This window comes from Pseudomonas sp. P106(2024) (assembly GCF_057480815.1).
In genome coordinates, this window is sequence record NZ_JBLIYU010000005.1 from 59716 (window position 1) to 83694 (window position 23979).

24 protein-coding genes are annotated in these 23979 nt (G+C 64.2%); 11 read left to right on the plus strand and 13 right to left on the minus strand.

The features are described 5' to 3' along the window. Positions 1–4: 4 nt before the first annotated feature. Positions 5–1879, minus strand: a complete 1875-nt coding sequence (locus AC25M7_RS10665) for a 3-dehydroquinate synthase (RefSeq protein ID WP_486971018.1) — start codon at positions 1877–1879, stop codon at positions 5–7. A 604-nt stretch (positions 1880–2483) separates the two neighbouring features. Between AC25M7_RS10665 and AC25M7_RS10670 the strand changes: the two genes are divergently transcribed. The 3 genes from AC25M7_RS10670 (at position 2484) to AC25M7_RS10680 (ending at position 6427) form a co-directional block, all read left to right on the plus strand. Continuing rightward, the gene (locus AC25M7_RS10670; RefSeq protein WP_247284531.1) at positions 2484–2969 is read left to right on the plus strand and encodes a DUF2846 domain-containing protein; all 486 of its coding nucleotides are present in this window, start codon (positions 2484–2486) and stop codon (positions 2967–2969) included. A gap of 121 nt (positions 2970–3090) precedes the next feature. Further along, complete coding sequence (locus AC25M7_RS10675) at positions 3091–4293, plus strand: DUF3142 domain-containing protein (RefSeq protein WP_247284533.1); 1203 nt, start codon at positions 3091–3093, stop codon at positions 4291–4293. Then, entirely contained in the window at positions 4280–6427 is a 2148-nt protein-coding gene (locus AC25M7_RS10680; RefSeq protein WP_486971019.1) for a hypothetical protein, read from the plus strand. The genes AC25M7_RS10675 and AC25M7_RS10680 overlap by 14 nt, the downstream gene beginning before the upstream one ends. 43 nt (positions 6428–6470) lie before the next feature. Here the strand turns inward: AC25M7_RS10680 and AC25M7_RS10685 are convergent, their stop codons facing one another. Genes AC25M7_RS10685 through AC25M7_RS10710 form a run of 6 tightly spaced genes read right to left on the minus strand, consistent with a single transcriptional unit; the run spans position 6471 to position 12687 of the window. Further along, positions 6471–8012, minus strand: a complete 1542-nt coding sequence (locus AC25M7_RS10685; protein WP_028688814.1) for an ABC transporter substrate-binding protein — start codon at positions 8010–8012, stop codon at positions 6471–6473. A gap of 34 nt (positions 8013–8046) precedes the next feature. Further along, entirely contained in the window at positions 8047–9021 is a 975-nt protein-coding gene (locus AC25M7_RS10690; RefSeq protein WP_486971020.1) for an ABC transporter ATP-binding protein, read from the minus strand. After that, entirely contained in the window at positions 9018–10004 is a 987-nt protein-coding gene (locus tag AC25M7_RS10695) for an ABC transporter ATP-binding protein (RefSeq protein ID WP_182324593.1), read from the minus strand. The genes AC25M7_RS10690 and AC25M7_RS10695 overlap by 4 nt, the downstream gene beginning before the upstream one ends. Continuing rightward, positions 10001–10849, minus strand: a complete 849-nt coding sequence (locus AC25M7_RS10700) for an ABC transporter permease (protein WP_088851549.1) — start codon at positions 10847–10849, stop codon at positions 10001–10003. Before AC25M7_RS10700 ends, AC25M7_RS10695 begins: the two co-directional genes overlap by 4 nt. Beyond that, complete coding sequence (locus tag AC25M7_RS10705; RefSeq protein ID WP_207852102.1) at positions 10846–11793, minus strand: ABC transporter permease; 948 nt, start codon at positions 11791–11793, stop codon at positions 10846–10848. The genes AC25M7_RS10700 and AC25M7_RS10705 overlap by 4 nt, the downstream gene beginning before the upstream one ends. Positions 11794–11796: 3 nt before the next feature. Continuing rightward, on the minus strand, positions 11797–12687 hold the full coding sequence (locus tag AC25M7_RS10710) for a proline iminopeptidase-family hydrolase (protein WP_028688819.1): 891 nt from the start codon (positions 12685–12687) through the stop codon (positions 11797–11799). Between the two features lie 172 nt (positions 12688–12859). Here AC25M7_RS10710 and AC25M7_RS10715 point away from each other — a divergent pair, with 172 nt between their 5' ends. From AC25M7_RS10715 to AC25M7_RS10730, 4 genes are all read left to right on the plus strand, one after another. Beyond that, positions 12860–13621 carry a LuxR family transcriptional regulator gene (locus AC25M7_RS10715; protein ID WP_062362299.1) on the plus strand — a complete coding sequence of 254 codons (762 nt, stop codon included), beginning with the start codon at positions 12860–12862 and terminating at the stop codon, positions 13619–13621. A gap of 98 nt (positions 13622–13719) precedes the next feature. Further along, a complete protein-coding gene (locus AC25M7_RS10720; RefSeq protein ID WP_028688821.1) occupies positions 13720–14619 on the plus strand; it encodes a proline iminopeptidase-family hydrolase in 900 nt (299 codons plus the stop codon). A gap of 171 nt (positions 14620–14790) precedes the next feature. After that, positions 14791–15213 (plus strand): PA0061/PA0062 family lipoprotein, encoded by a 423-nt coding sequence (locus AC25M7_RS10725; RefSeq protein ID WP_349738725.1) that lies wholly within the window; start codon positions 14791–14793, stop codon positions 15211–15213. Positions 15214–15256: 43 nt separating this feature from the next. Continuing rightward, positions 15257–15880, plus strand: coding sequence for a dTMP kinase (locus AC25M7_RS10730; protein ID WP_247284540.1), 624 nt, complete (start codon positions 15257–15259; stop codon positions 15878–15880). On the opposite strand, the gene AC25M7_RS10735 is transcribed toward AC25M7_RS10730, so the two are convergent. Continuing rightward, positions 15874–16764: a LysR family transcriptional regulator gene (locus tag AC25M7_RS10735; protein WP_486971021.1), complete on the minus strand. Its 891-nt coding sequence runs from the start codon at positions 16762–16764 to the stop codon at positions 15874–15876. The two genes, AC25M7_RS10730 and AC25M7_RS10735, sit on opposite strands and share 7 nt — an antisense overlap. Positions 16765–16870: 106 nt before the next feature. On the opposite strand from AC25M7_RS10735, the gene AC25M7_RS10740 reads away from it, so the two are divergent. Both AC25M7_RS10740 and AC25M7_RS10745 read left to right on the plus strand, forming a co-directional pair. Continuing rightward, positions 16871–17878, plus strand: coding sequence for a zinc-binding alcohol dehydrogenase family protein (locus tag AC25M7_RS10740; protein WP_241412407.1), 1008 nt, complete (start codon positions 16871–16873; stop codon positions 17876–17878). A 64-nt stretch (positions 17879–17942) separates the two neighbouring features. Continuing rightward, a complete protein-coding gene (locus AC25M7_RS10745; RefSeq protein WP_062574016.1) occupies positions 17943–18269 on the plus strand; it encodes a putative quinol monooxygenase in 327 nt (108 codons plus the stop codon). A gap of 14 nt (positions 18270–18283) precedes the next feature. On the opposite strand, the gene AC25M7_RS10750 is transcribed toward AC25M7_RS10745, so the two are convergent. Beyond that, complete coding sequence (locus tag AC25M7_RS10750; protein WP_241412409.1) at positions 18284–19054, minus strand: SDR family NAD(P)-dependent oxidoreductase; 771 nt, start codon at positions 19052–19054, stop codon at positions 18284–18286. 107 nt (positions 19055–19161) lie between these two features. On the opposite strand from AC25M7_RS10750, the gene AC25M7_RS10755 reads away from it, so the two are divergent. Beyond that, positions 19162–19704: a chalcone isomerase family protein gene (locus tag AC25M7_RS10755; RefSeq protein WP_028688828.1), complete on the plus strand. Its 543-nt coding sequence runs from the start codon at positions 19162–19164 to the stop codon at positions 19702–19704. 115 nt (positions 19705–19819) lie between these two features. Here AC25M7_RS10755 and AC25M7_RS10760 read toward each other — a convergent pair whose 3' ends face one another. From AC25M7_RS10760 to AC25M7_RS10770, 3 genes are read right to left on the minus strand one after another with little or no spacing between them, the layout of a single operon-like run. Further along, entirely contained in the window at positions 19820–21058 is a 1239-nt protein-coding gene (locus tag AC25M7_RS10760; protein ID WP_028688829.1) for an MgtC/SapB family protein, read from the minus strand. Next, positions 21043–21864, minus strand: coding sequence for a helix-turn-helix domain-containing protein (locus AC25M7_RS10765; protein WP_241412411.1), 822 nt, complete (start codon positions 21862–21864; stop codon positions 21043–21045). Before AC25M7_RS10765 ends, AC25M7_RS10760 begins: the two co-directional genes overlap by 16 nt. Positions 21865–21866: 2 nt before the next feature. Next, positions 21867–22190 carry a hypothetical protein gene (locus tag AC25M7_RS10770; RefSeq protein ID WP_486971022.1) on the minus strand — a complete coding sequence of 108 codons (324 nt, stop codon included), beginning with the start codon at positions 22188–22190 and terminating at the stop codon, positions 21867–21869. A gap of 253 nt (positions 22191–22443) precedes the next feature. Here AC25M7_RS10770 and AC25M7_RS10775 point away from each other — a divergent pair, with 253 nt between their 5' ends. After that, the gene (locus AC25M7_RS10775) at positions 22444–23370 is read left to right on the plus strand and encodes a universal stress protein (protein ID WP_028688832.1); all 927 of its coding nucleotides are present in this window, start codon (positions 22444–22446) and stop codon (positions 23368–23370) included. 29 nt (positions 23371–23399) lie between these two features. On the opposite strand, the gene AC25M7_RS10780 is transcribed toward AC25M7_RS10775, so the two are convergent. Next, positions 23400–23948, minus strand: coding sequence for a GNAT family N-acetyltransferase (locus tag AC25M7_RS10780; protein ID WP_247284546.1), 549 nt, complete (start codon positions 23946–23948; stop codon positions 23400–23402). Positions 23949–23979 lie beyond the last annotated feature (31 nt).

The following is a 23979-nucleotide window of genomic DNA, read 5'->3' on the forward strand; positions in this document are numbered from 1 at the left end:
TGGCTCATTGCGCACAGCCCTCGCCGAGGGCGAGCAGATTGCCGCGATAGCTACCGAGGCGCAGCAGCGCCTGTTCCATCAGGCCGTCGTCGATCTCGTGGAGGTCGACCGATGCGCCGATGCCGCTGAGCATGGGGATGGACAGCTGGCCGCCCAGATGCTGGCGGAACTCCTCCAGCCCCAGCAGCACTCGAGAACGTCCCTGGTCATCCTTCAGGTTCAGCTCCGCAGGGCACAGGTTGAAGCCAAGCCTGAGCAACAGGCTCAAGATCCGCTCGCTGTCGATATCGTTCAACAGCCCCAGGGCATTGGCATACAACCCGTCCAGGGCCATGCCCACCGCCACGGCCTCGCCATGACGCAGTCGATGCTGGCTGAGGTTCTCCAACCGATGCGCCGCCCAGTGGCCGTAGTCCAGTGGACGACCGTTGCCGCGCTCGAAAGGGTCGCCGGCGCCGGTGATATGCCCCAGGTGCAGCTCGGCGCAGCGGCGGATGGCATGGCGGCTGGCCGGGTGGTCGAAGCGGGCGAGGGCGTCGGCCTGGCGCTCCATCCACTCGAAGAAGGTGCGGTCCTTGATCAGCGCCACCTTGACCGCCTCGGCGAGCCCGGCGATCTGGTCGCGGTGACCCAGGGTGGTCAGCAACTGGAAGTCGTTGATCACCGCGGTGGCGGGATAGAAGGCGCCCAGCAGGTTTTTCTGGCCGAAGGCATTGATACCGTTTTTCACCCCGATGCCGGCGTCATTCTGCGCCAGCACCGTGCTAGGCAGGCGGATCAGGCGCATGCCCCGGTGGAAAGTGGCACAGGCGTAGCCCACCGCGTCGAGCACGGCGCCACCGCCCAGGGCCAGGACGCAGCAGTGGCGGTCCAGCCCATGGGCCAGCATGTCTGCATACAGCTGCTGCAGTACCTGGGCGTCCTTGCTCAGCTCGCCGGCGGGCACGGCGATCGGTGCCGCCTTCAGGAGCAGGTCCGCGCCATGGGCGACGAAGTACGCGTCGATCTGGCCCGGCAGGTGCGGTGCGCAGCGCAGCAGCTGCTCATCGGCGAAGATCAGCACCGTCACCCGGCCGTGCTGCTGGGCGGTGAGCTGACGATGCAAGCAGGGGTTGAGCGGATCGAACAGGTGGTCGGTGAACAGCACCGGATAGTCGTAGCTGACCGTGAAGCGCCCGCGCAGTGGCGGTGCCGGTTGGCGACGGCGCAAGGCCTTGAACAGGCTGTACCCGGCAATGAACAGGCCGGGCAGGATCATGCTGGCGAGAATCGTCACCAGCAGTGCGTTCTGCTCGACGAGGAAGCTGCCGATGGCGCTGTAAGCCAAGGCCAGGCCCGCGTTGGCCAAGGTGGTGACCAGCACGAAAGCGCGCATCGGATAGCGCTGCATGCCGGCGGCCACCACCGAGGTTTCCGCCAGCACCGGCACGCCGCGCAGACAGATCAGCGACAGCGTGCCCAGGCGGTACGCCAGTTGCCCCGGCTGGCGTTGGTGCAGGCCGAGGCGGCTGGACAACATCCGCAGATACCCGGCACCCAACGCGTACCCCAGACCTGCGCCCAGGCACAGGCCAATGAAGATCGTCAGGTAACCGCCGACGCTGCCCAGGGTGGCCACGGCCAGCAGCGCGACCATGCTTGAAGGTACGGGCAGCACCACGTCCAGGGCCAGCAAGGCGATCAGCAGCAGTGCCAGGTTGAACATCTGGACGGGGGTTGAAGGGCGATACAGGTCAAGATGGGTGAGGAAACCCTGGATCTGCTGTTCAAACAACAGGAAGCTGGCAATTACCAGGCCAGAGAAACACAGCAGTGACAACCAGAAATGTGCGGCCGGCCCTTTTTCAAAGAGCGCGCGATAGCCATGGCTGCGCTTCATCAAGCGTCCCTCTTGTTGTTATGACTGAGTTCCGTTTCAGCAGTGACACGCAGCGGCGGGCGTCGCCCTGAAGAATAAAGCCTCCGGCTCTGAGGGAGGTCGTGTTGTAGTTATAGTGTCGGCAAAGACAATCACAAAACTAGTCGGTCGCTTCACTTTTGCAAGGGTGAAACCCCTTAAATCATTAGATGAAACGCATGTCTCTCGTGTTGTCATTAGAAGGAATATGAATTATTAAAGCTGGCTAGAACTTTATGTATAGTCAAAATGTCTGCAGCTGATCTGAGTGGCGCAGGTTAAATGAGAATTAATAAGATCTTGGGCTCTAATTTAATTTCTGAGTGGTCTGTACTGAAATGACAAGATATTTACTTCGCTGTTGATGGCGTATTTCACATTAATTGGCTGCTCCAATGATCGAGTCGAATTGATTTATATATAATCAAGGCCTGCAGGTCGAATTCGAGTCAATGCTGGACATCCCCGGTTGGCATATTGGAAGGTGCTGATCCATGTTCTGCCAAGGCAGCCTGATTTGTGGCGATGGATGACTGATGTTAGATTGCCGCCCCGTCGAAGGAACGTCAGATCGCCCAGGAGCCCCATGTCCCGCCTGCCAACCATCACCCTTGCCGCTGCCACCCTGTTGCTGGGGGCCTGCACGACCTTGCACAGCGGTGCCGAGTTCGCCCAGGTCGCGCCCATCAGGCAGGACGCCGCGCTTGTCTACCTGTACCGCTCCGGCATCCCCCCGTACTGGCGCAGCCCGACACTTGTCATCGACGGTAATGACGTCAGCGAAGTAAAGAACAGTTCCTTCACTTACTTCTACCTGCCCCAGGGGCAGCACAAGATCGCCACCCGCTGGGCTCTGGATCTGTACCCGTTGAATGCCGAAGGGACGCTGGACCTACGCAACGGCCAGGCTTACTACCTCAAGCTGGGAGGCGGCATGCAGTTCACCCCGGGTATTGGTTCAGGCGGCCTGAGTGTCGGCGTGTCCTCGAACCTGGGCCAGGTACCGGCGGCAACTGCACTCCGGGAAATGCAAGGCAGCATGTACATCGGCAACACCTTGAAGGCGCAGTGACAGGCAGTCTGAACGCCGTCACGCGATGGAAACCCCATCCCGGTCCAGTGTTCTCCAAGGGATGCCTTGAGGTAAAATCCCCACCTCACCCAGCGCCCAGCCCCGCCAGACAAAGGACTGTATGCCCGCCATCCCGCTGTTGCGCCGCCTGTTCGCCGGTTTCGCTCTCGCAACGCTAACTGGCTGCCAGCCCGAACCTGCACCGCCTCTCGACCAGCAGCTCTACATCTGGCAACGCCAGTGGCGACCGCCCCATGAGCAGGCCCTGGCAGACAGCCGCGCCGACTTCTCCACGCTGCGTGTGCTGGCCTTGCAGGCCCAGCCCAAGGCCGGCTGGAGCAGGGCGCTGGTCGAGCTGCCCAAGCTCAGGAGCGATGGTCGCCCGGTGATCGCCGTGGTGCGTCTTGATGGTCAGTTGCCCGCGCTCGACCTGCAGCAGGCCGGCACCCAGATCGCCCAATTGCTGGCCGACTGGCAGGCTGCCGGCTTGGCCCCAAGCGGGCTCGAAATCGACCACGACAGCGGCAGCGCCCGCCTGCCGGGCTACACCGAATTCCTCCTGAAACTGCGTGAGCAACTTCCACCGGGCGTAAAACTGAGCATCACCGCGCTGCCCGCCTGGCTCGACAGCCCACACCTGCCGGCGCTGTTGCAGGTGGTGGACAGCAGCGTGCTGCAGGTGCATGCGGTGAGCGATCCGCGGCGCGGTCTGTTCGATCCGCTCCAGGCGAAGACCTGGGCCGAGCGCTGGAGTCGCGTCAGCGACAGACCGTTCTACCTGGCCTTGCCCGCCTATGGCGTCGCGCTGCTGCCGGACACCGGCGGCGCGCCGGTGGTGGAAAGCGAAACCCCGCTTAACCGTGCCGGCGAGCGCCGCGAGCTGCTGGCCGATCCGCAGCAACTGGCGGACCTGGGCAGGCAACTGCGGGACAAACCGCCCGCCCACCTGGCCGGGCTTATCTGGTTCCGCCTGCCGTTGCCCAGCGACCGTCGGGCCTGGAGCCTGACCACCTTGAAGGCGGTGGCGCGCGGCGACGCGCTCGCCAGTCAATGGCGGCTCGAACTGTCCGGGCAGGCCGGGCTCTACGACATCAGCCTGGTCAACGTCGGCAACCTCGACCTGCCGGTACCCGCGCGGGTGGAACTGAACGTTGAGTCCTGCGACGCCGCGGACGGGCTCAACGGCTACCACCTGCAGCAATCCCCGCAACACCTCGTCTTCAACCGCCAGTCCAGCGTGCGTGTGGCCGCTGGCGGCCGGCGCGTCCTTGGTTGGGCGCGCTGCCATGGAATCGAACAAGGAGCCTGGAATGTCTACCCCTGACTGGTCCCGCCGTTTGCTGTGCCTGTCCCTGAGCGTACCGGTCGGCACGGCGCTGGCCTGTGGCCCGGACTTCCCGATGCGCCTGCTGGACGACCGGGCGCAAACCCTGTCCGAGCTGCCAGAAGGCAATTTCGGCTTCGAGGTCAATCGCCTCGGCGAACAGTTGGCAGGCCTCAAGCCCACCACCGAGATGACCCTGACCCCTTACTGGGACGGTGACGACAACGACCGACCGTACCGTGAGCAGCGCAGCCGTATCGAGGCCAGCGAGTTGCCGGAGTCGCTGCGCGAGAAGGTCGCGCAACTGCGTGCACTGGCCGATCCGCAGCAAGTGCTGAAGCAGGGTGCCGAACTGCCGGATGAACTGCGCCTGTACATTGCCGGCGCAGTGGCCTTCGATGCCGACGATCACGCCCTGGCGGCGGACTATTTCGCCAAGGTGCTGGCCCTGCCTGGCGAACAACGCAAGCTGCGCAGCACCTGGGCGGCCTACTCGCTGGGGCGGGCCTTGATGGCCCGCAGCTTCGAGGCCAGCGACGATCCGCAACAGACGCCTCAGGCCCTGCAAGCCCAGGCCCGCGAGGCCTTCCACCGGGCCCGCGCGCTCAGCGCCGAAGGCTTCAGCGACCCATTGGAGCTTGGGGTGGCCAGCCTTGGCGAGGAGGCCCGCCTGGCCAAGCTCGCCGGCGACTGGAACAGCGCCATCCAGTTGTATGCCAGCCAGAGCCGCCTGGGCTCGGGCAGCGGCTACAGCTCGCTCAGACAGCTTGCCGACGAACTGGTGAGCCTGCCGGATGAGCAATTGAAGGCGCTGCTGGCGCAGCCAATGCCGCGCAAGCTGCTCACCGCCTACCTGCTCAGCCATGTCGGCTGGGACTACGACGGCCAGCCGCCGACCCAGGTCCGACGCCTGCCCGCGCTGCTGCAGGCCAGTGTTGGCGGCAAGCTCGAAGACGCCGACCGCCTGGCCGCGTTGACCTACCAGCAAGGCAACTATGCCGCGACCAGAAGCTATCTGCAGCAGGCCGGCGACACCGGCCTTGCCTGGTGGCTGCGCGCCAAGCTGGCCTTGCGCGACGGTGACAAGAGCCAGGCGGCGGCTGCCTATGCCAAGGCTGCGGCCGCGTTCCCACGTGAAGAATCATGGGGCTCGCGACAGACACCCGATTGGGACTATGAGAGCGTTAAACCCGGCTGCCGGGTCGAAGGCGAGGGCGCGATCCTGGCGCTGGAGCGCGGCGATTACCTGCAGGCCTTCGACCTGCTGTACCGCAGCCAGGAAATCTACTGGCAGGACACGGCCAACGTGGCTGACCGCGTGCTGACCCTGGATGAGCTCAAAGGCTATGTCGATGCTCATGTGCCAGCGCCGCCAGCGCCCAAGGTGGAAGAGGGCGGCTATGTGCCTCGCCCGGTGGCGACCCAGTTGCGCGAGCTGCTGGGGCGACGCTTGCTGCGCGAAGGACGCTACGACGAAGCGCCCGGCTACTTCGCCACGCCGCAATTGCAGGCCGACGCCAAGGCCTACGGCCAGCACCGCCAGGATGCCGTCTCGCGCTGGACGCCCACTGGCCGCGCCGAGGCGCTGTACGCTGCGGCAACCCTGGCGCGCAGCGCGGGCATGGAGATCCTCGGTTATGAAATGGCGCCCGACTACGCCTGGTTGGGCGGCAGCTACAGCCTGGGCAGCGCCGAATTGCAGCCAGGGCCGTTCCTGGCTGCTGGCGAGGTGCAGCGCCAACGGGCGACCGAGGCCAAGCCCGATCAGCGATACCACTACCGCTATGTCGCCGCCGACCTGGCCAACCAGGCCGCTGACCAGCTTCCACGCAGCAGCCAGGCCTTCGCCGCAGTGCTGTGCATCGCGGCCGGCTGGGTGCCCGGCAGCGAACAGGAGAGCGCGCTGTACAGGCGCTACGTCCAGCAGGGGCCGTTCGTGCAGTGGGCGGAGGATTTCGGCAAGCAATGCGAGGAGCCCCGGTTCGACCAGGCCAACAAGCGCTACCTGACCGAGAAGCTCGATAGCGTGCGCACGGCGTTGCGGCCGTACAAGGCGCAGGTACTGCCGGTGGGGTTGGTGGTGCTGGCGGGGGTTGCCTGGGCGTGGATGCGGCGGCGCAAGGCAAAGGCTTGAAATGAGATCGAGCGCCGCGAGGGCGGCGCTCGATAAACCGCCGTCAGTTCTGCGCGGTCTTCTGCCCGGCTTCCAGCTTCACCGTCTCCTCCAGGGTGAAACGCCCCAGCGGGTTCTGCAGGAAGTTCTGGATATTGCTGCGCGAGATGTTGATGTACGGGCTGTAGTACAGGTCGATCCAGTGCACGTCCTGCTTGGCCAGTTTCTGCAGCTCCTCATACATCTGCTTGCGCTTGACCGGGTCGGTCTCGACACGGGCCGCGGCCACCAGGTCCTTGACCTTGTCGTTGTGGTAGCGGGTCATGTAGTTCATGTTGGTGTCGTGGCCCAGCACGAAGGTGGTCTTCTGGTCCGGGTCGAGCACGTCGTTGGTCCAGTACATCACCGACAGGTCGTAGTCGCCGTCGACCAGCATCTGCCAGCTCTGGGTCGGGTCGACCTTCTGCAGGTTGGCAGTGATGCCGACATCGGCCAGTTGCTTCTGCACCAGCACGGCGATCTGCTCGTCGGCCTCGTTGCCGGCGTTGACCACGTAGTTGACCTTCAGCCCCTCGGCGCCGGCTTTTTTCAGCAGCTCGCGGGCCTTGGCCGGGTCGAACGGGCGCTGTGGGTTGTTGGCGTTGTGGTAGAGCGCACCCTTGGGAATGTAGGAGTAGGCCATTTCGCCGTGACCGAAGGTGACCGTGTCCACCAGCGCCTTCTTGTCGATCGCCAGGTCGATCGCCTCACGCACTTCCCGTTTGCCCAGCAGCCCCTTGGAGTGGTTGATCAGCAGGTGGTCTTCACGGGTCGAGGGGTCGATATGGATAGTGATCTTCTTGTCCTTCTGCAACTCGTCCACCTGGGTGAACGGCACAAAGATCGCCGAGTCCAGTTCGCCGGCCTGGACCTTCATCATGCGCGTGCGATCATCCGGGATGGAGATCCACTCCACGCCATCCAGGCTGACCTTGTCGGCCTGCCAGAACTCGGGGTTCTTCTCCAGGATCACCCGGTCGCCCCGCAGCCATTCCTTGAGTTTGAAAGCCCCGGACACCACCGGGTTCTGTGCGTATTCCTCCTCGCCAAGCTTGTCCATGGCCTTTTTCGACAGGATCGAGATGTTGGCGGTGGCGAGCTGGGCCAGGAACGGCACCGACTTGCTGTGCAGGGTCACCACCAGGGTATGCGGGTCGGCGGCCTTGGCGGTGTCGATGATCTTGTACGAGTCGGCCCAGAGCGAACCTGGGTTGTCGCGGATGCGCAGCAGGGAGAAGGCGGCGTCCTCGGCGGTGATCGGCGAGCCGTCGGAGAACTTGGCGTTGCGCATCTTGAAGGTGTAGGTCAGGCCGTCGTCCGAGACCTTCCAGCTTTCGGCCAGGCCCGGCACGAGTTGGGTGCCGCTGTTGTCGACGCGGATCAGCACGTCATAGACGTTGGCGAACACCCAGCTGTCGCGGTTCTGCGCGCTCTTGATCGGGTCGAAGGTGGTGCTTTCCTCTCGGCAGCCGATGGTCAGCACGCCGGCTGCCTGGGCCATGCCGCTGGCCAGGGTGCTGGCGGCCAGTATGGCGGCGGTGAGAAGTTTCAATGCGGCGGGTTTCATGCTCAAGCTCCGTTTGATGGTCATGGTGGTGATGTCAGCAGGGCAGTTGCGAATGCACGCAGGCGTGGCGCCGGGCGCCCTGGATATGCTCGGGTGGCGTGGTTTCAGCGCAGCCGGGCAGCGCGTGCCGGCAACGGGGATGGAAGGCGCAGCCGGAGGGCAGGTGCAGCGGGCTTGGCGGCTCGCCGGCCAGCGGGTCCTGCGGCAGGCGCCGGGCCGGGTCGATGTCGGCGATGGACTGGATCAGCACGGCGGTGTAGGGGTGGCGCGGGGCGGTAAAGACTTCATGCACCGGGCCTTCCTCGACGATCTGCCCCAGGTACATCACCGCCACCCGGTCGCACAGGCGGCGCACCACGCCCAAGTCGTGGGTGATGAACAGCAGCGCCAGGCCCATGCGCTCGCGCAACTCCAGCAGCAGGTTGATGATCTGCCCCTGGATCGACACGTCCAGCGCGGCGACGCATTCGTCGGCGACGATCAGCCGAGGTTCGACGGCCAGGGCCCGGGCGATGCCGACCCGCTGGCACTGGCCACCGCTCAGCGAACCGGGCCGGCGCTCGGCCAGCTCGGCGCGCAGACCGACCAGCTCGAGCAGTTCGCCGACCCGGGCCGGAATCTGCGCGGCGGGCACCTTGCGCTGCACCTGCAGCACCTCGGCGAGGATCTGGCCGATGCGTTGGCGTGGGTTGAGCGCGCTGTACGGGTCCTGGAAGATCATCGCGGTCTCGTGGCGCAGGCGGGCGATATCCGCCGGGCTGCCCTGGTTCATGTCGGTGCCGTCGTACAGCACCTGGCCGCCGCAGCTCGGGGTGAGCTGGAGGATGGCCCGGGCCAGGGTACTCTTGCCGCAGCCTGACTCGCCCACCAGGCCGAGGGTTTCGCCGGCAGCCAGATTCAGCGAGGCGCCGTTGACCGCGCTGACCTTGCGCGGGCGCAGGTTGAGCAGGCCGCTGCCTGCGGCGGGAAACTGCACCTGCAGGTCCTTGACCTGCAACAACGTGGTCATGACGGGCCTCCGGCCAGCAGCGGGGTATGACAGGCCAGGCGGTGGCCGGGGCTTGATTCCAGCAGTTCGGGCAGTTGCTGCCGGCAGAGCGGCATGGCCTGGGGGCAACGCGATTCGAAACGGCAGCCTGGCGGCAGGTCATCAAGCAGCGGTGGCTGCCCGGCGATGGTGGTCATGCGTAATGCCTCAGGCTGCGCCGCAGGATGGCAAGCCAGCAGCCCGGCGCTGTAGGGATGCTTGGGCCGGGCCAGCATCTCGTGCTTGGCGCCGTGCTCGCAGAGGCGCCCGGCGTACATCACGGCAATGCTGTCGCAGGTCTGCGCCACCACGCCCAGGTCGTGGCTGATCAGGATCATCGCCAGGCCGCGGCGGTCGCGCAGCTCCAGCAGCAGGCGCAGGATCTGCGCCTGCACGGTGACATCCAGGGCCGTGGTCGGCTCGTCGGCGATCAGCACCTTGGGATTGCAGCCCAGGGCCACGGCGATCATCGCCCGTTGGCGCATGCCGCCGGAAAACTCATGGGGATAGTTGTCGACCCGGGACTTCGGGTCGGGGATACCGACCTGGCGCAGCACCTCGATGGCTTCGGCCCGGGCCTCGCGGCGAGACGCGCCCTGGTGCAGGCGGATACCTTCGGCGATCTGCTCGCCGATGCGCATCAGCGGGTCCAGGTGGCTGCTGGGGTTCTGGAAGATCATCCCCAGCTCACGGCCGCGCAGGCGGCGCATGCCAGCTTCGTCCAGCCGCAGCAGGTCATGGCCCGCCAGGCGCACGGCCTGGCCTTCGACCCGCAGGTTCGTTGCTGGCAGCAGGCGCATCAGGCCCCGGCAGGCCAGGGTCTTGCCCGAGCCGCTTTCGCCCACCAGGCCGAGGATCTCGCCTTCGCCGAGGTCGAAGGACAGCCGATCGACCAGGGTGATATCCCGTTGGCCGGCGCGGGCGATGACGCTCAGCCCGCGAACCTGGAGCAGGGGCGTGGTCATGAGCGGTCTCCCAGGCGTTCGGCGACGCCGTCGGCCAGCAGGCTGAAGCCCATGGCCAGGGTCACCACCGCCAGGCCCGGGAAGGTGCAGATCCACCAGGCGCTGGTGATGAAGCTCTGCCCCTCGGCGACCATGGTGCCCCATTCCGGGGTCGGCGGTTGCACACCGAGGCCCAGGTAGCTGACGGCGGCGCCGTTGAGCAGCACCAGCACGGCATCCGACATGCAGAACACTACCGAGCCGAACAGCGCGTTGGGCAGCAGGTGGCCGAACAGCGTGCGCCGGTGGCTGAAACCCAGGCTCCTGGCGGCCAGGGCGAAGTCGCTCTGCTTGAGCACGAGGATCTGCGAGCGGATCAGCCGCGCATAGGACACCCAGCCGACCAGGGCCATGGCGATATAGAAGCTGCCCAGGCCCGGACCGAGGATGGCCATGATCGCCAGCATCAGCACCAGGAACGGGAAGGCCAGGACGATGTCGATCAGGCGCATGCAGGCGTTGTCCAGCCAACCGCCGACGTAGCCGGACACCGCGCCGATGCAGGTGCCGAGCAGGAACGGGAAGATCACCCCGATCAAGGCCATCTGCAGGTCGACGCGGGCGCCCCAGATTACCCGCGAGAGCACATCGCGGCCGAAGTTGTCGGTGCCGAAAGGGTGCGCCAGGCTGGGCGCGGCCAGGCGCAGGTCGCCGTTCTGCAGCAGCGGATCGAACGGCGCGACCCACGGCGCGCACAGCGCCAGCAGGCACCAGCCGAAGACGATGGCCAGGCCGCAGTACAGGGTCAGGCGGCCATCGCCCAGGTTCCAGGCCAGGCGTGCGCGCAGGGCGACGATGGCGCTCATTGGATCTTCACCCGCGGATCGAGGACGGTAGTCGCCACGTCGGCGAGGAAGTTCACCGCCACCGTGGCGCAGGCCAGCACCATGGCCACGCCCTGGACCACCATGTAGTCGCGGGTAAAGATGCCGCGCACCAGCAACTGGCCGACGCCCGGCAGGGAGAACAGGCTCTCGATCACTACCGTGCCGCTGATCAGCCAGCCGATGTTGACCGCCAGCAGGTTGATGGTCGGCACCATGGAGTTGGGCAGGACATGCCGGCGCAGGATCGCCCCTTCGCCCAGGCCCCGGGCACGGGCGGCGGTGACATGGTCGGCCTGCATCTCCAGCAGGATGCTGGCGCGCAGGTTGCGCACCAGTACCGCCGAGAGCGCCAGGGCGATGGTCAGGCAGGGCAGCACCAGGTGGTGCAGCTTCTCGGCCCAGGTGCGGCCATAGCCGGACACCGGGAACAGCCCCCAGTGCACGCTGAACAACAGGATCAGCATCAACCCCAGCCAGAAAGCCGGCAAGCCGAGGCCGGCGGTGGTGAACAGGCGGATCAGGTTGTCGGCCCAGCCGCCCTTGTGGCGGGCGGCGAGGATGGCCAGCGGCACGGCGATCAGCAGCGCCAGGGCCACGCTGCCCAGCACCAGCATCAGGGTCGGCTCGATGCGGCTGGCGATCAGCGGCAGGGCGTCGACCTTGTACAGCAGCGACTTGCCCAGGTCGCCATTGAGCAGGTTCTTGAGGAAGTACAGGTACTGCGCCCAGATCGGCTCATCGAGGCCGAATTGCGCGCGGATCTTCTGGATCGCGTCCGGGGTGCTGCGCGCGCCCAGCAGCACCCGCGCCGGATCCCCGGGGATCGAGCGCACCAGCACGAAGGTGATGATGCTGATGCCCAGCAGCACCGGCAGCAGTTGTAACGGACGGATGAGGACGAACCGGTAGCGTGCCAGGCTCATCGATCAACCCCGGTTGCGTTGCAGGAAATCCAGCAACACCGGGAAATAGGCCTGGGGCTCTTCGTAGAACGGCATATGGCTGCTGTTGGGGAACACATGCAGTTCGGCACGATCATGCAGCGCCAGCTTCATGCGCATGGCGCAGGCCGGGGTCAGTTCGTCGTGCTGGCCGGTGGTGATCAGCACCGGCATGCGGAACGCGCCCATCTGCTCGAGGCGGTTCCAGTCCTTGAGGTTGCCGATATAGAGGAACTCGTTGGGGCCCTGCATGGTGCTGTAGGGGCCCATGTTCCAGTCGCCCAGCGAACGCTGGATCGGCGCCGGCCATTCATCGAGCCGGCAGACGTGGCGGTAGTTGAGCAGGGTGATGGCGGCCTGGTACTGCGGGTGGTCGAGGGTACCCATGGCCTCATGGCGCTGCATCATCGCCACTGTTTCGCTGCCTAGGGCGCCGCGCAGGCGTTCCAGCTCGGTGATCAGGTGCGGGATGTCGCCGACGGTATTCTCGAGAATCAGACTTTTCAGCGACTGCGGGTGATGAATGGCGTACTCGATCGCCAGCCAGCCGCCCCAGGAATGCCCGAGCATGTGCACACGGCCCAGGTCCAGGGCCTGGCGCACCTGCTCGACCTCGGCCACGTAGCGGGTGATATTCCACAGGCTGTCGTCATCGGGGCGGTCGGAGGCGCCGGTGCCCAGCTGGTCGAAGGCGACCACGCGGATACCCTTGTCCTTGAGCCAGGCATGGGCGTCGCGCAGGTAGTCGCAGGGCAGCCCCGGCCCACCATTGAGGCACAACAGCACCTCGTCCCCTTCACCAAAGCTGTACACCACGAGATTGTGGCCATCGACCGATACGTTGAACTGCTGGTCAGGTTGCATCTCACGCCACATCGCTACTCTCCTGTTGGCCATGGCTTGCAGCTATAACTAGCGCAGGAGTTTTCGTCGCCTACAAGCTAGTGTTTCCTATAGGTTTCGTATGGCAGTCCCGCGCCAAGCCGTGGCATTCTACGTGCCGGACTTCGAGATGGAAATCCAAAAGGAATCACAGGGAGTGTCAGGTATGCAGGCCAAGGTGGCTGAACTCAATGCGCGTCTGGCGTCGGACGATAGCCTCGATGAGCAGATGGACAGCGTCGCCGAACTGGCGGCGGAACTGGGCTTCGATGCCCTGGTGTACGACTACAGCCCGGTGCCACTGGACCATGTCGGCGAGCTGATCACCCCGAGCGTGGTCCGGCTGCGCCAGACCCCGAAGGACTGGCAGGACCTGTGGTGTTCCGAGGGCTTTTACCAGATCGACCCGGTGCAGCAGGTGGCGGTGTCCTCCATCGCACCCTTCGTCTGGTCGTACCTGCCCAAGGGCGAGACCGTTCTGCAGCGCCACATCGACCAGCGCCACGCTCCGGTGGTCGGTTACCTGCACGACGCGCAACTGACTTGCGGCGTGACCGTGCCCATCCACCTGCCACGGGGCGGGCTGGCGACCCTGACCGGCCTGCGCCCCCAGGCCAGCCAACGCGACCTGGACGACGCCCGGGAGCACCTGGGCGATTTCAGCCTGATCGCCCATGCCTTGCAGGAGGCGGCCTATCCCTTGCTGGCCAAGGAGTCCGCCACCCGCGTCATCCGCCTGACCCGCCGCGAGGTCGAATGCCTGCGCTGGGCCGCCGAAGGCCTGACGGCGGGGGAGATCGCCGAGAAGCTCAACCGCTCGCTGGCGACGATTTCCCTGCACCTGACCTCGGCCATGCACAAACTGGGGGCGAAAAACCGTGTCCAGGCGGTCGCCCGGGCGGTGCATTACCGCCTGCTTGATCAGTGAAGACACAAAAAAGGTCGAAAACCTAGAGAACTCTCTAGTTATGCCGCGCCACGCGTAGGGTTATTGTGTGCACCATGATTCGCACGGAGCCGGATGACATGGAACTCACCCAATCGCGTGAAGGTTTTGCCCCTTTCGGCGACTACCAGACCTGGTACCGCGTCACCGGTGACCTGGATTGCGGCCGCACCCCGCTGGTCATCCTGCACGGTGGCCCAGGTTGCACCTTTGATTATGTCGACGCCTACAAGGACGTCGCGGCCGGTGGCTACCCGGTCATTCACTACGACCAACTGGGCAATGGCCGCTCGACCCACCTGCCACACATGCCGGCGTCGTTCTGGACGGTCAAGCTGTTCCTCGAGGAGCTCGACAACCTGCTGGAGCACCTGGGCATCACCGAGCGCTACGCGCTGCTGGGGCAGTCCTGGGGCGGCATGCTGGCCAGCGAGCACGCGGTGCGCCAGCCGCGGGGCCTGCGTTGCCTGGTGATCGCCAACTCGCCAGCGGACATGCGCACCTGGGTGCGCGAGGCCAACCGCCTGCGCGAAGAGCTGCCCAAGGACGTCCAGGACACCCTGCTGCGCCACGAGGCCGTCGGCGACTACACCGCCGCCGACTACATCGCCGCCACCCGGGTGTTCTACGACCGTCATGTGTGCCGGCTCAAACCCTGGCCTGAAGAGGTGGCGCGCACCTTCGCCCAGGTGGATGCCGACCCGACCGTGTACCACGCCATGACCGGTCCAAACGAGTTCCATATCATCGGCAGCACCAAGGACTGGACCATCGTCGACCGCCTGCCGCAGATCAACGTGCCAAGCCTGCTGATTTCCGGGCGCTATGACGAGGCGACGCCGCTGGTGGTCAAACCGTACCTGGACCTGATCCCCGGAATCCGTTGGGCGCTGTTCGAAAACTCGAGCCACATGCCTCATGTGGAAGAGCGGGTGGCGTGCATGGGGACGGTGGTGAAGTTTCTTGACGAGAGTCTGTAGCGCGTAGCATTCGACCGTTTTCCCTTCCTCAGGCCTGTCCGGGTTCATCCCGGCGGGCCTGAGTTTTATTCCTTCCTTCACATCAGCCGTCATCCCAGGCCTCGAACCAGACGATTAACAGCCTGCCCCCCCAGCGCTATTCTTTGACCATTCCCCAAAGGATTACCCATCATGCGCCGGCTGCTACTGCTGTTGCTGATTACCGCCATCCCGGGCTGCCAGGCTCCGATGCCAGTCGCCAACCCCGAGATGGCCTGGGTCGACCTTTCGCTGCCATTCCCCAACGACCGCGTGCTGCTGGCCGAACGCCTGGACAAGCAGCGCCTGGAGGAGGGCCGCTTCTTCCAGGTCACTCCCGGCAGTCATCAACTGGTGGTCAGGTTCGATTACGAAACGAGTGGCGCAGGCGGGTTGAGCATGATGGGCGGCACCACCATCCGCCAATGCTATCTGACCCTCGACTACGCCCACTTCCAGGCCGGCCAGCGCTATCTGCTTGAAGCCCGCTCCATGGCCCTCACACCTGAGGCGAGGCTGTACAATGCCGCCCGGGAGATCGTCGCAGAGGTCAGCGAGTTCTACTGCCTGATGTAAGCCAATGCCTGTCGATGAAGGAAATCCAACCGTTGTGTGACGCATGAATCATTCGCTGTTCATTTCCCTCGACGGGCCCAAGGGCACCGGCAAGACCACGCTGCTGGAATCCGTCACCCAGGCGCTGAGGGCGGACAACAGGAAGGTGATCCGCATCAGCGAGAAGAAAAGCGATCCTTATCGGGGCGAAACCATGGCCCTGGTCAACCAGTTCGTCAGGGACCCTTGCCGGGATCTGGAGATGAAGGTCTGTGAGCGCCTTGCGCTGAGCCGGGCCTGGATTACCCAACATGTGCTGGCCAGGCAGCCCAAGGACAGCATCATCCTGATCGATCGCTGGTACCCGTCCGAAGCCGCATTTCGCCGGCTGGTGCCGTTTGCCGAGATCTTGCGGCTGAACATCGAACACGGCGTGCGTGTGCCGGACCTGCACGTGGGTGTTGTCACCGACCCCGAAATCTCGTGGAGCAGGGCAGCGGCGCGCTCGCGTGGGTTAAGCAGTACCGTGATGCATGAACTGCATGAGCATGTGGTGTGCACGCAAGCTTTCGAGCGAGCGGTTGCCGATCACGGCTGGGTCTTGTGCCGTAATGAAGGCACCCTCGAAGCGGCGACGCGGCAGGTGGTATCGGCGATCCAGGGCGTGCTGCCGCCGTCTGATCAGTAGCGTTCCAGCGCGGCGAGGCGGCTCGACAGCCAGGCGTGCAACTGTTTCACCGCAGGCGACAACTGCTTGCGGTGCGGGCACACCAGGCTCAGCGGCATGGTCGGCCCGGGGTGATCCTGCAACAGCACGACGAGCCGTCCCGCCAATACGTCGTCACTCACATCCAGCCAGGACTTGTAGGTGATCCCTTCGCCCGCCACGGCCCAGCGCCGGGCGATATCGGCATCGTCGCAGAACAGGGCGCCACGCACCTGCACGGTCTGCGTCCCCAGTTGCCACTTGTCGTAGACCCGACCCTGCTGCATGTACAGCAGGCACTGGTGCTCGCACAACTCCTCGGGAGTGTGCAGCGTGCCTTGCCGCGCCAGGTACTCGGGCGAAGCCACCAGCACCTTACGGTTCCACGGCGCCAGTGGCAGGGCAATGTAGTTGGCGTCGGCGTTAAGGCCGTAGCGGATGGCGATATCCACCGGGTCGCGGAACAGATCGGCGATCTGGTCGGAGAGAAACAGGCGCAGGTTCAACTGCGGGTGTTCGCGGCGAAACGCCGTGAGCCAGGGCAACAGCACGTTGCGCCCCAGGTCGGACGGCGCGGCCACCTGCAGAATACCGCTCAACTGGGCGCTTTCCCGCTGCAGGTTGTCCCGCCCTTGCCGGAGGGCTTCCAAGGCGGCCAGGGCCGAGGGCAGGTACTGCTCGCCTTCGGCCGTCAGGCGCAGGCTGCGCGTGGTGCGGGCAAACAGCCGTACGTCCAGCTCACGCTCCAGGCGCTTGACCGCCTCGGCCGCCTGGCCGGGCAGCAGCTCGGCTTCATGGGCGGCCGCGGTAAAGCTGCCCAACGCGGCGCTGCGCACAAAGATGCCGAGGTCGTCGAGACGGATCATTTTCACTCCTGCAATGAAAGTGTTCACGGGCTCAGCCCGTTTTTCCAAAGTACCGAACACGCCAGACTGGATTCACGAATCAAACCATATCCAGCAGCGAGTACCTATGAAAGCGATCGGTTACACCCAGAACGGCCTGCCCATCGAAGACCCTGCGTCCCTTCAGGACATCGACATGCCCAGGCCGAATCCAGGGCCCAGGGACATCCTGGTGGAGGTCAAGGCCGTGTCGGTCAACCCCGTCGACACCAAGGTGCGCGCCGGCACTTTCACGTCCGAGCCAAAAATACTTGGCTGGGACGCGGCCGGCATCGTCCGTGAAGTTGGCCCTCAGGTGACCCTGTTCAAGCCAGGCGACCAGGTGTACTACGCCGGCTCCATCGCCAGGCCCGGCAGCTACAGCGAATACCACCTGGTCGACGAACGTATCGTCGGGCACCAACCGCGCAGCCTGGGCGCGGCGCAGGCGGCAGCGCTGCCGCTGACGGCCATCACCGCCTGGGAACTGCTGTTCGACCGCTTAGGCTTGGTCGAAGGCGGCGGGGAGGGCGATGCCCTGCTGATCGTCGGCGCCGCCGGCGGTGTCGGCTCGATGCTGGTGCAACTGGCCCGGCAACTGACCCGCCTGACGGTCATTGGCACGGCCTCCCGCGCCGAGACCGCCGACTGGGTGCGCGAACTGGGCGCCCATCATGTCATCGACCACAGCGCGCCGCTTCACGGGCAACTGCAGGCCCTGGGGATCGAGTCGGTCAGCCATGTCGCCAGCCTCACCCATACCGAGCAACATTTCGCGCAACTGGTCGAGGTGCTGAGGCCGCAAGGTCGCCTGGGGGTGATCGACGACCCGCAGACCCTGGATGTCATGCCGCTCAAGCGCAAGTCTCTGTCGCTGCACTGGGAGCTGATGTTCACCCGCTCGCTGTACCAGACCGACGACATGGTGCGCCAGCACGAGCTGCTCGAGCGGGTGGCCGGGCTGATCGACCAGGGCATCCTGCGCACCACCCTGGGCGAGCATTTCGGTGCCATCAATGCCGCCAACATGCGCCGTGCCCATGCGCTGGTCGAGAGTGGCAAGTCGCGCGGCAAGATCGTTCTGGAAGGTTTCTGAGCCCATCCGACAGACAACGGCGGGCCGGTCGATCCGGCCCCTTGCGATTGACCAGGAGCTTGATGTGAACCCACAAGACCATCCCCTCGTTTCCCTTGCCATCCTCAAGGCCAAGCCAGGCCTGGCAGCGTCGTTGAAAGCGGCCTTGCTGGCCTTGATCGAGCCGACCCGGGCGGAACCCGGCAACCGCGACTACATGCTGTTCGAACGCAGCGATGAGCCCGGGACGTTCTACATGCGCGAGGCGTTCGACCACCAGCAGGCCCTGGACACGCACCTGGCCACCGCCCACTTCCAGCGCTTTGCCGAGCAGGCCGACCAGCTGTTGGCAGAGCCGCTGCAACTGGTCTTCCTTGACCCGGTGTCCACCGCCGTCGCGCCTCATCCCTGAGGAGGACCTGCGGATCACCAGGGAACGGGGCTGCCATCCCAGGCCCAGAACGTGCCGGTCTCTGACGGCCCGTGCTGGCCGACGAGTTCGAGGATGCAACTGGCGGCAAACGCTGGCGCGAACAGCTTTTCGAGGGGCACATTGCCCTGGAACGGGCGTGAAAGCAGGGTATCGGTGGTCCCAGGGTGCAGGGCCAGGACTGTCGAGGCGGGATTGAGCCGCTTGAGTTCGATGCTGGCCGTGCGCAACAGCTGGTTCAGTGCGGCCTTGCTGGCGCGATAGCTGTACCAGCCGCCCAGGTGGTTGTCGCCGATCGACCCGACCCGCGCCGACAGGGCCGCGAAGGTGACGGGCTGCCGGCGTAGCAACGGCAACAGGTGCTTGAGCAGCAGGACAGGGGCGAAGCAGTTGGTGGCGAAACTGGCCTGCAACCCCGCCAGATCCAGTTGCGCCAGCGACTTCTCGGCCCGCGCCGGCGGCGCTTGCAGCACACCGAGGGTGCTGATGACCAGGTTCAGTTGATCGCAGCAGCCACGAATCTGATCTGCCAGTACTTGCAGCGCCTGTTCATCCCGGGCATCGCAGTCGAGGCGAAGCAAACGGCGGCCATGCGTCTGGGCCAGCACATCCAGCTCAGGGCTGCTGCTTGCCTGTCGCGAAACAGCGAGCAGTAGACCGACGTCATCACGTGCCAACAGTTGCGAGCACAGGGCAAGACCGATGCCTTGGCTGGCGCCGCAGACCAGCACGTTGGCGGGTGTATTGTGATGGGGGATCAAGCTCATTGGGCAATCTATCTGTAAGCTGCAGGTGAGCTTAAATCTATACGAGATTTGATTTATCTGTACAAAAAACTATTCTTGTACAAGTTCAGTCTTCTTGCAGAATCGTCATGGCATTCCTTGCGCGCTTGGCCTGTCTCTGCCTGCTGCTGACGTCGATGCCAGCGGCTATTGCGGACTGGCGTGCGGCGTTACCGGCGGCCCAGCAATTGGGCAGTGGCGACTTCACTTGGTTCGGCCTGCGGCTGTACAGCGCACGCTTGTGGACCGAGGGACCGCGCCATGATTGGAACCAGCCGTTCGCCCTGGAACTGACCTACCACCGCTCATTGTCCCGGGACACGCTGGTGCAAGCCAGCCTTGAAGAGATGCGGCGCCTCGGCGCCGGTCGCGTGACGCCGCAACAGCTCGAAGCCTGGGCCAAGGTACTGCAGGAGGCATTCGTGGATGTGCGCCCCGGCATGCGCATCACCGGCTTGTACCAGCCGGGGCAGGGCGGCCGCTTCTATGTCGATGACCTGCCCACCCGCACCCTTGCCGACCCGGCCTTTGCCCGGGCGTTCTTCGCCATCTGGCTGGACCCGCGGGCTCGGGATGCCCAGTTGCGCCTGCAGCTGCTCGGCCTGGCCGGCAAGCCCCGAGGCGGATCATGAACATGTAGAGGGCGCTGTTGCTGGTCGCCTGCCTGGTGCTGGGGAGCTGTGGCTGTTCTTCCGCCGGCTGCCGGAGCCCGCGCCCTGAACCTGAACACGCTAAGCCCCTGAACATCTACAAGAGTAATCCCAGCCATACCGCCCCAAGAATGACCAACTGGCCGGGAATGAGGTATCGAGCAAAACTGAAACCGCCGTTACTCAGAGCCAGAGCACATTTGGTCAGCGCGTTTGCGGTCAATGCAAGTAATCCTGATATCACCAGGTCATCAATACCGAGCCTGCCGGCGATGACCAGCGAGGCGATCGAGGCAGTGGCCGCATGGACGTCGGCCAACCCGCTGACGAACGCCGCGACGTTCGCGCCGTAGTGTCCCAGGTGCTGAAGAAGAAACGCCGAGAACAATGAGATACCGGTTATGGCAGCGGTGACGGCCATAGCGGTCCAGAGACTGAACGCACCAGCCCCCGGCTGCGCCGCCGACCCGCCATGAGTCGAACGCCAGGGCGCCAGCAGAAGTACCCCATACACAAGCGTGGCCAGCGCACCGAGCCAGATCGAAGGCCATAAAGGCTCGAGCAAGCGACGATCAATGATGCCCAGCACCAGGGAAAACTGGGTGATGCTGGCGAGATTGGACAATATGGCAGATCCGGCGAATGACCTGGCAGCAGAGCCTTGCTGACGAGCGCGGTGTGCGAGCAAGGCAATGGTGGCAGTGCTCGAGGCAAAACCCGATGCGATTGAGCTCAAGGGCAATCCGTACCGAGGCCCCATCAGGCGCATGGCTATGTGTCCCAAAGCGCCGACAGCCATCAGCAAGACCACCAGATTACAGATCGTACGCGGGTTGAGTACGTTGTAGGGGCCTAGAAACTGGTCCGGAGTCAACGGCAGTACCACCAATGCCACCGTTGACAGCATCAAGCCATTGCGCAGCTCTTCTTCGCTCAGTTGCTGTAGCACGAAATGATGCAATTCGTGTCGCAGCGCCAACAGCACGGTCAGTACCACACCCGCAGCGGCGGCAAGCTCAGGTTCATTCAGGCTCAGTGCGCCCAGTGTCAGTACCAGAAGCAGCGCAATTTCACTGGTAATGTCAGGATCGTTGTCGACATGCTTTCGGTAATGCGCACAGAGCATCAACACCAGTGCGAGACTCGCGACCGCTACCAGCACCGCCCCTGCCAGTACCATGCTGAGGTAGCCTAGCAACGCGGTGATAGCGAAGGTCCGCAAGCCAGCGGCAGCTTGGCGTTCGTTACGTCCTTTCCTGCGTTCGCGTTCAAGGCCCACCAGCATGCCAATACCCAATGCCACGGCACCGTGGCCCACATTCACGGTATCGAGCATGGTGCCTTCATAATGGCCTTGGCCTCCCATTCACCGTCGCCTTGTTGCAGCGTGATCAGTGCGGCCATATCGAGAATCTGCACCAGCCTGCCATGGATTTCGACGATACCCAGTGCGCGCAGGCGGGCGACGGATCGGCACACGGTTTCCAAGCGTAAACCCAGGTACGAGGCCATGTCTTCCCGGGACATCCGCAGCATGAAGCCATGGGCAGAGTAACCGCGACAGGCGAAGCGCCCGGACAACTCCACCAGGAAGCCCGCCAGCCGTTGTTCCGCAGTGAGATTGCACAGCATCAGCACGCGTTTGTGTTCGCGCACGATCTCCCGGCTCATCAAGCGATTCAGGCTTTGTTGCAGGAAAGGAAAGTCGCGCGCCAGGCCTTGCAAGCGGTGATAGGGGATCGGGCAGACTTCGCTGTCTTCCAAGGCAATCGCGTCACAGACATGGCGCTCAGTGGCAATGGCATCGAGCCCAAGCACGTCACCCGGCATCCAGAAGTTGATCACCACACCCTGGCCCTCGGCGGTGTTCATGCGGGTCTTGAAACTGCCACAGCGTACGGCATAGAGCAGGGTCAGCGGGTCATTGGCATTGAACAGCGCGGCGCCCCTTTGCATGCGCATTCGCGGGCCTATCAATGCGCCCAGGCAGCTGTTGTCGTGAACAGGCAAACCGGTGGGAAGGCACAGACCGCTGACCCGGCAATCCCTGCACAGGGACGCCGGGGGTTTCAGGTGGATGGGATGGGTCGTACACGAAACGTTGGGCGAGTCGAGCGACCTGACCTTCAATTGGCCGTACATTTTCAGGCCTCCTTCGCTCGTCGCTGATCGCCTTGGGCCCCTGCGTCAGTATGCATGCCGCGGGTGCCGCGAGGTGAACAATCAACCAGCAGGTCAAGCGAATGGGGAGCCTCGAGGCGGCCTGTGAGCCGCTCGACAAATTGCTCGGCTTCGGCAGCCGTACTGAACCCCACCCGCCAGTCATCCATATGCACCCACCAGCGTTCCGGCTCGGAGCTTTTTTCGACATGGATGTTCATCAGCGCCTCCAAAGCATGGATAGGTAATGAAAGCGTCCATGCTGGCAGCGGGGCGTGGATCACACCGTCGCGCTGTTGAGCGAACACTTAGCAGGCAACCTCAGTGTCAGCGAGCCGGAAGCGGTGCGTGACCCGCAGCGCAGTATCTGCGGATACCTGAATGTGTCTGGAATATGGGAATAAAGTGCGCCAGCGAACGCTCGCCGCATTGATCCGTGTCAATGTCCCGCGTCTTGGGTAATGCCGTTGGTCTGCAGGCGCCTCCAGTTGACAAACATCAAACGTGCAAGACGTGGGAAGTAGATGCTCTGGCTACCTGGCGCAATCCCGGAGGTGAGCCATGCAAACGCCGCAAAGACTCCTGCTGATCGCATCGCCCCTGATGCGCCGAACCCCGGTCTACGACCGTGCAGCGGCCCTGGCCAAGGCCAAGGGGATGGCACTGCACATCGTGGCATTCGACTATCTGGAAGGACTTGCCACGGCAGGCCTGGTGAACGACCAGGCGCTGGCGGTGATGCGTGAGGGCTACGTGCGCCAACACCGTGAATGGCTGGAAAGCCAGGCACTGTCGATGCGGCGCAACGGCGTCATCGTCACCACCGAAGTGGTGTGGGTGCAGCATCCTTTGGACGAGATCCTGGTGCATTTGCGTGAACAGCCATTCGCCATGCTGATCAAGGCGCTCGAACATGAGCCCTGGTGGATGCGCGCCATGTTCACCTCGCTGGATATTCAGCTGCTACGCGAAACGCGAATCCCTTTGCACCTGGTACACAACGCCAGCCAGGCATTGCCACGCAGGATTCTGGCCGCGGTGGACCTGTCCAGGCCGGAAGAACAATATGAAGGCTTCAACGATCAGATCATCAGTGAAGCGTTGAAACTGGCCTTGCAATGCAGTGCCCAGGTCGAATTGCTGTACGCCTACGACCTGGGCACCCTGTACCTGGGCGTCGACGGTAGTCGTGAGCACTCGTTTCTGTTCGACTCGAACCTCGCCCAGACCCTCCACGAAGCCCAGAGCGTTGCGTTCCAGGCGCTTGCCGAACGTAACGGGATCGCCGTCGAACACCGCCACATGCGCATAGGTGACCCGGCAAAGGCCCTGGCGCTGTTCATGGATAACAATGAAATCGATGTGCTGGTGATGGGTAGTTATCACCATCATGGCGTCGGCGGGTTCATCGGTAGCACTGCCGAGCGGGTTCTGCATCGGTTGTCCAGCAGTGTGCTGGTAATTTCGCCCGAGCGCTCCCAAGGCTGAAGCACGAGGCCCGCAAGGGCCTCGCCTGCTCAAGGCCGCAAATCCAGTTGGTGCAGGATCTCGCGCACATCTCCACCCGGATAGCATGATGTAAAGCCCAGAGCCTTGGCCAGCCGGTGCATGGCATAGTTGCTCGCCATATCCCTGGATACCATGCGCTCAAATCCCTCGCGGCGTGCTGCCGCGATCAGGTGTCGCATCAGGCGCCTGCCCAACCCCTTGCGCTGCCAGTCTTCGCTGACCGCCACCGCACATTCGCAATACTGGCTACCAGCAATGCCGGCGTAACGGCTGATGCCAATCTGTTGCAATTTACCGTTTGCATGCACCAAGGCGACATAGGCCATGCACGGGGGATGATCGACTGGCACGCAGTGCGTGTTTACACCAGGCAAGCAGCCGCTCAGTCCGGCAATGAAACGAAAGCGCCGGGAGTCATAAGCAATTGTGCTGAGAAAGCGCCTGTCCCTTTCGTGGTCCTCCTCGCGTAGTGGGCGGATCAGCACCGCCGAGCCATCCTCGAGTTTTTCGACCCAGTGTTCAGCTGTTTGCGCCTGTGCGGCCTGCTGCCCGTTCATGGTGCCTCCTGATGACGTGATCAGTAGCTGT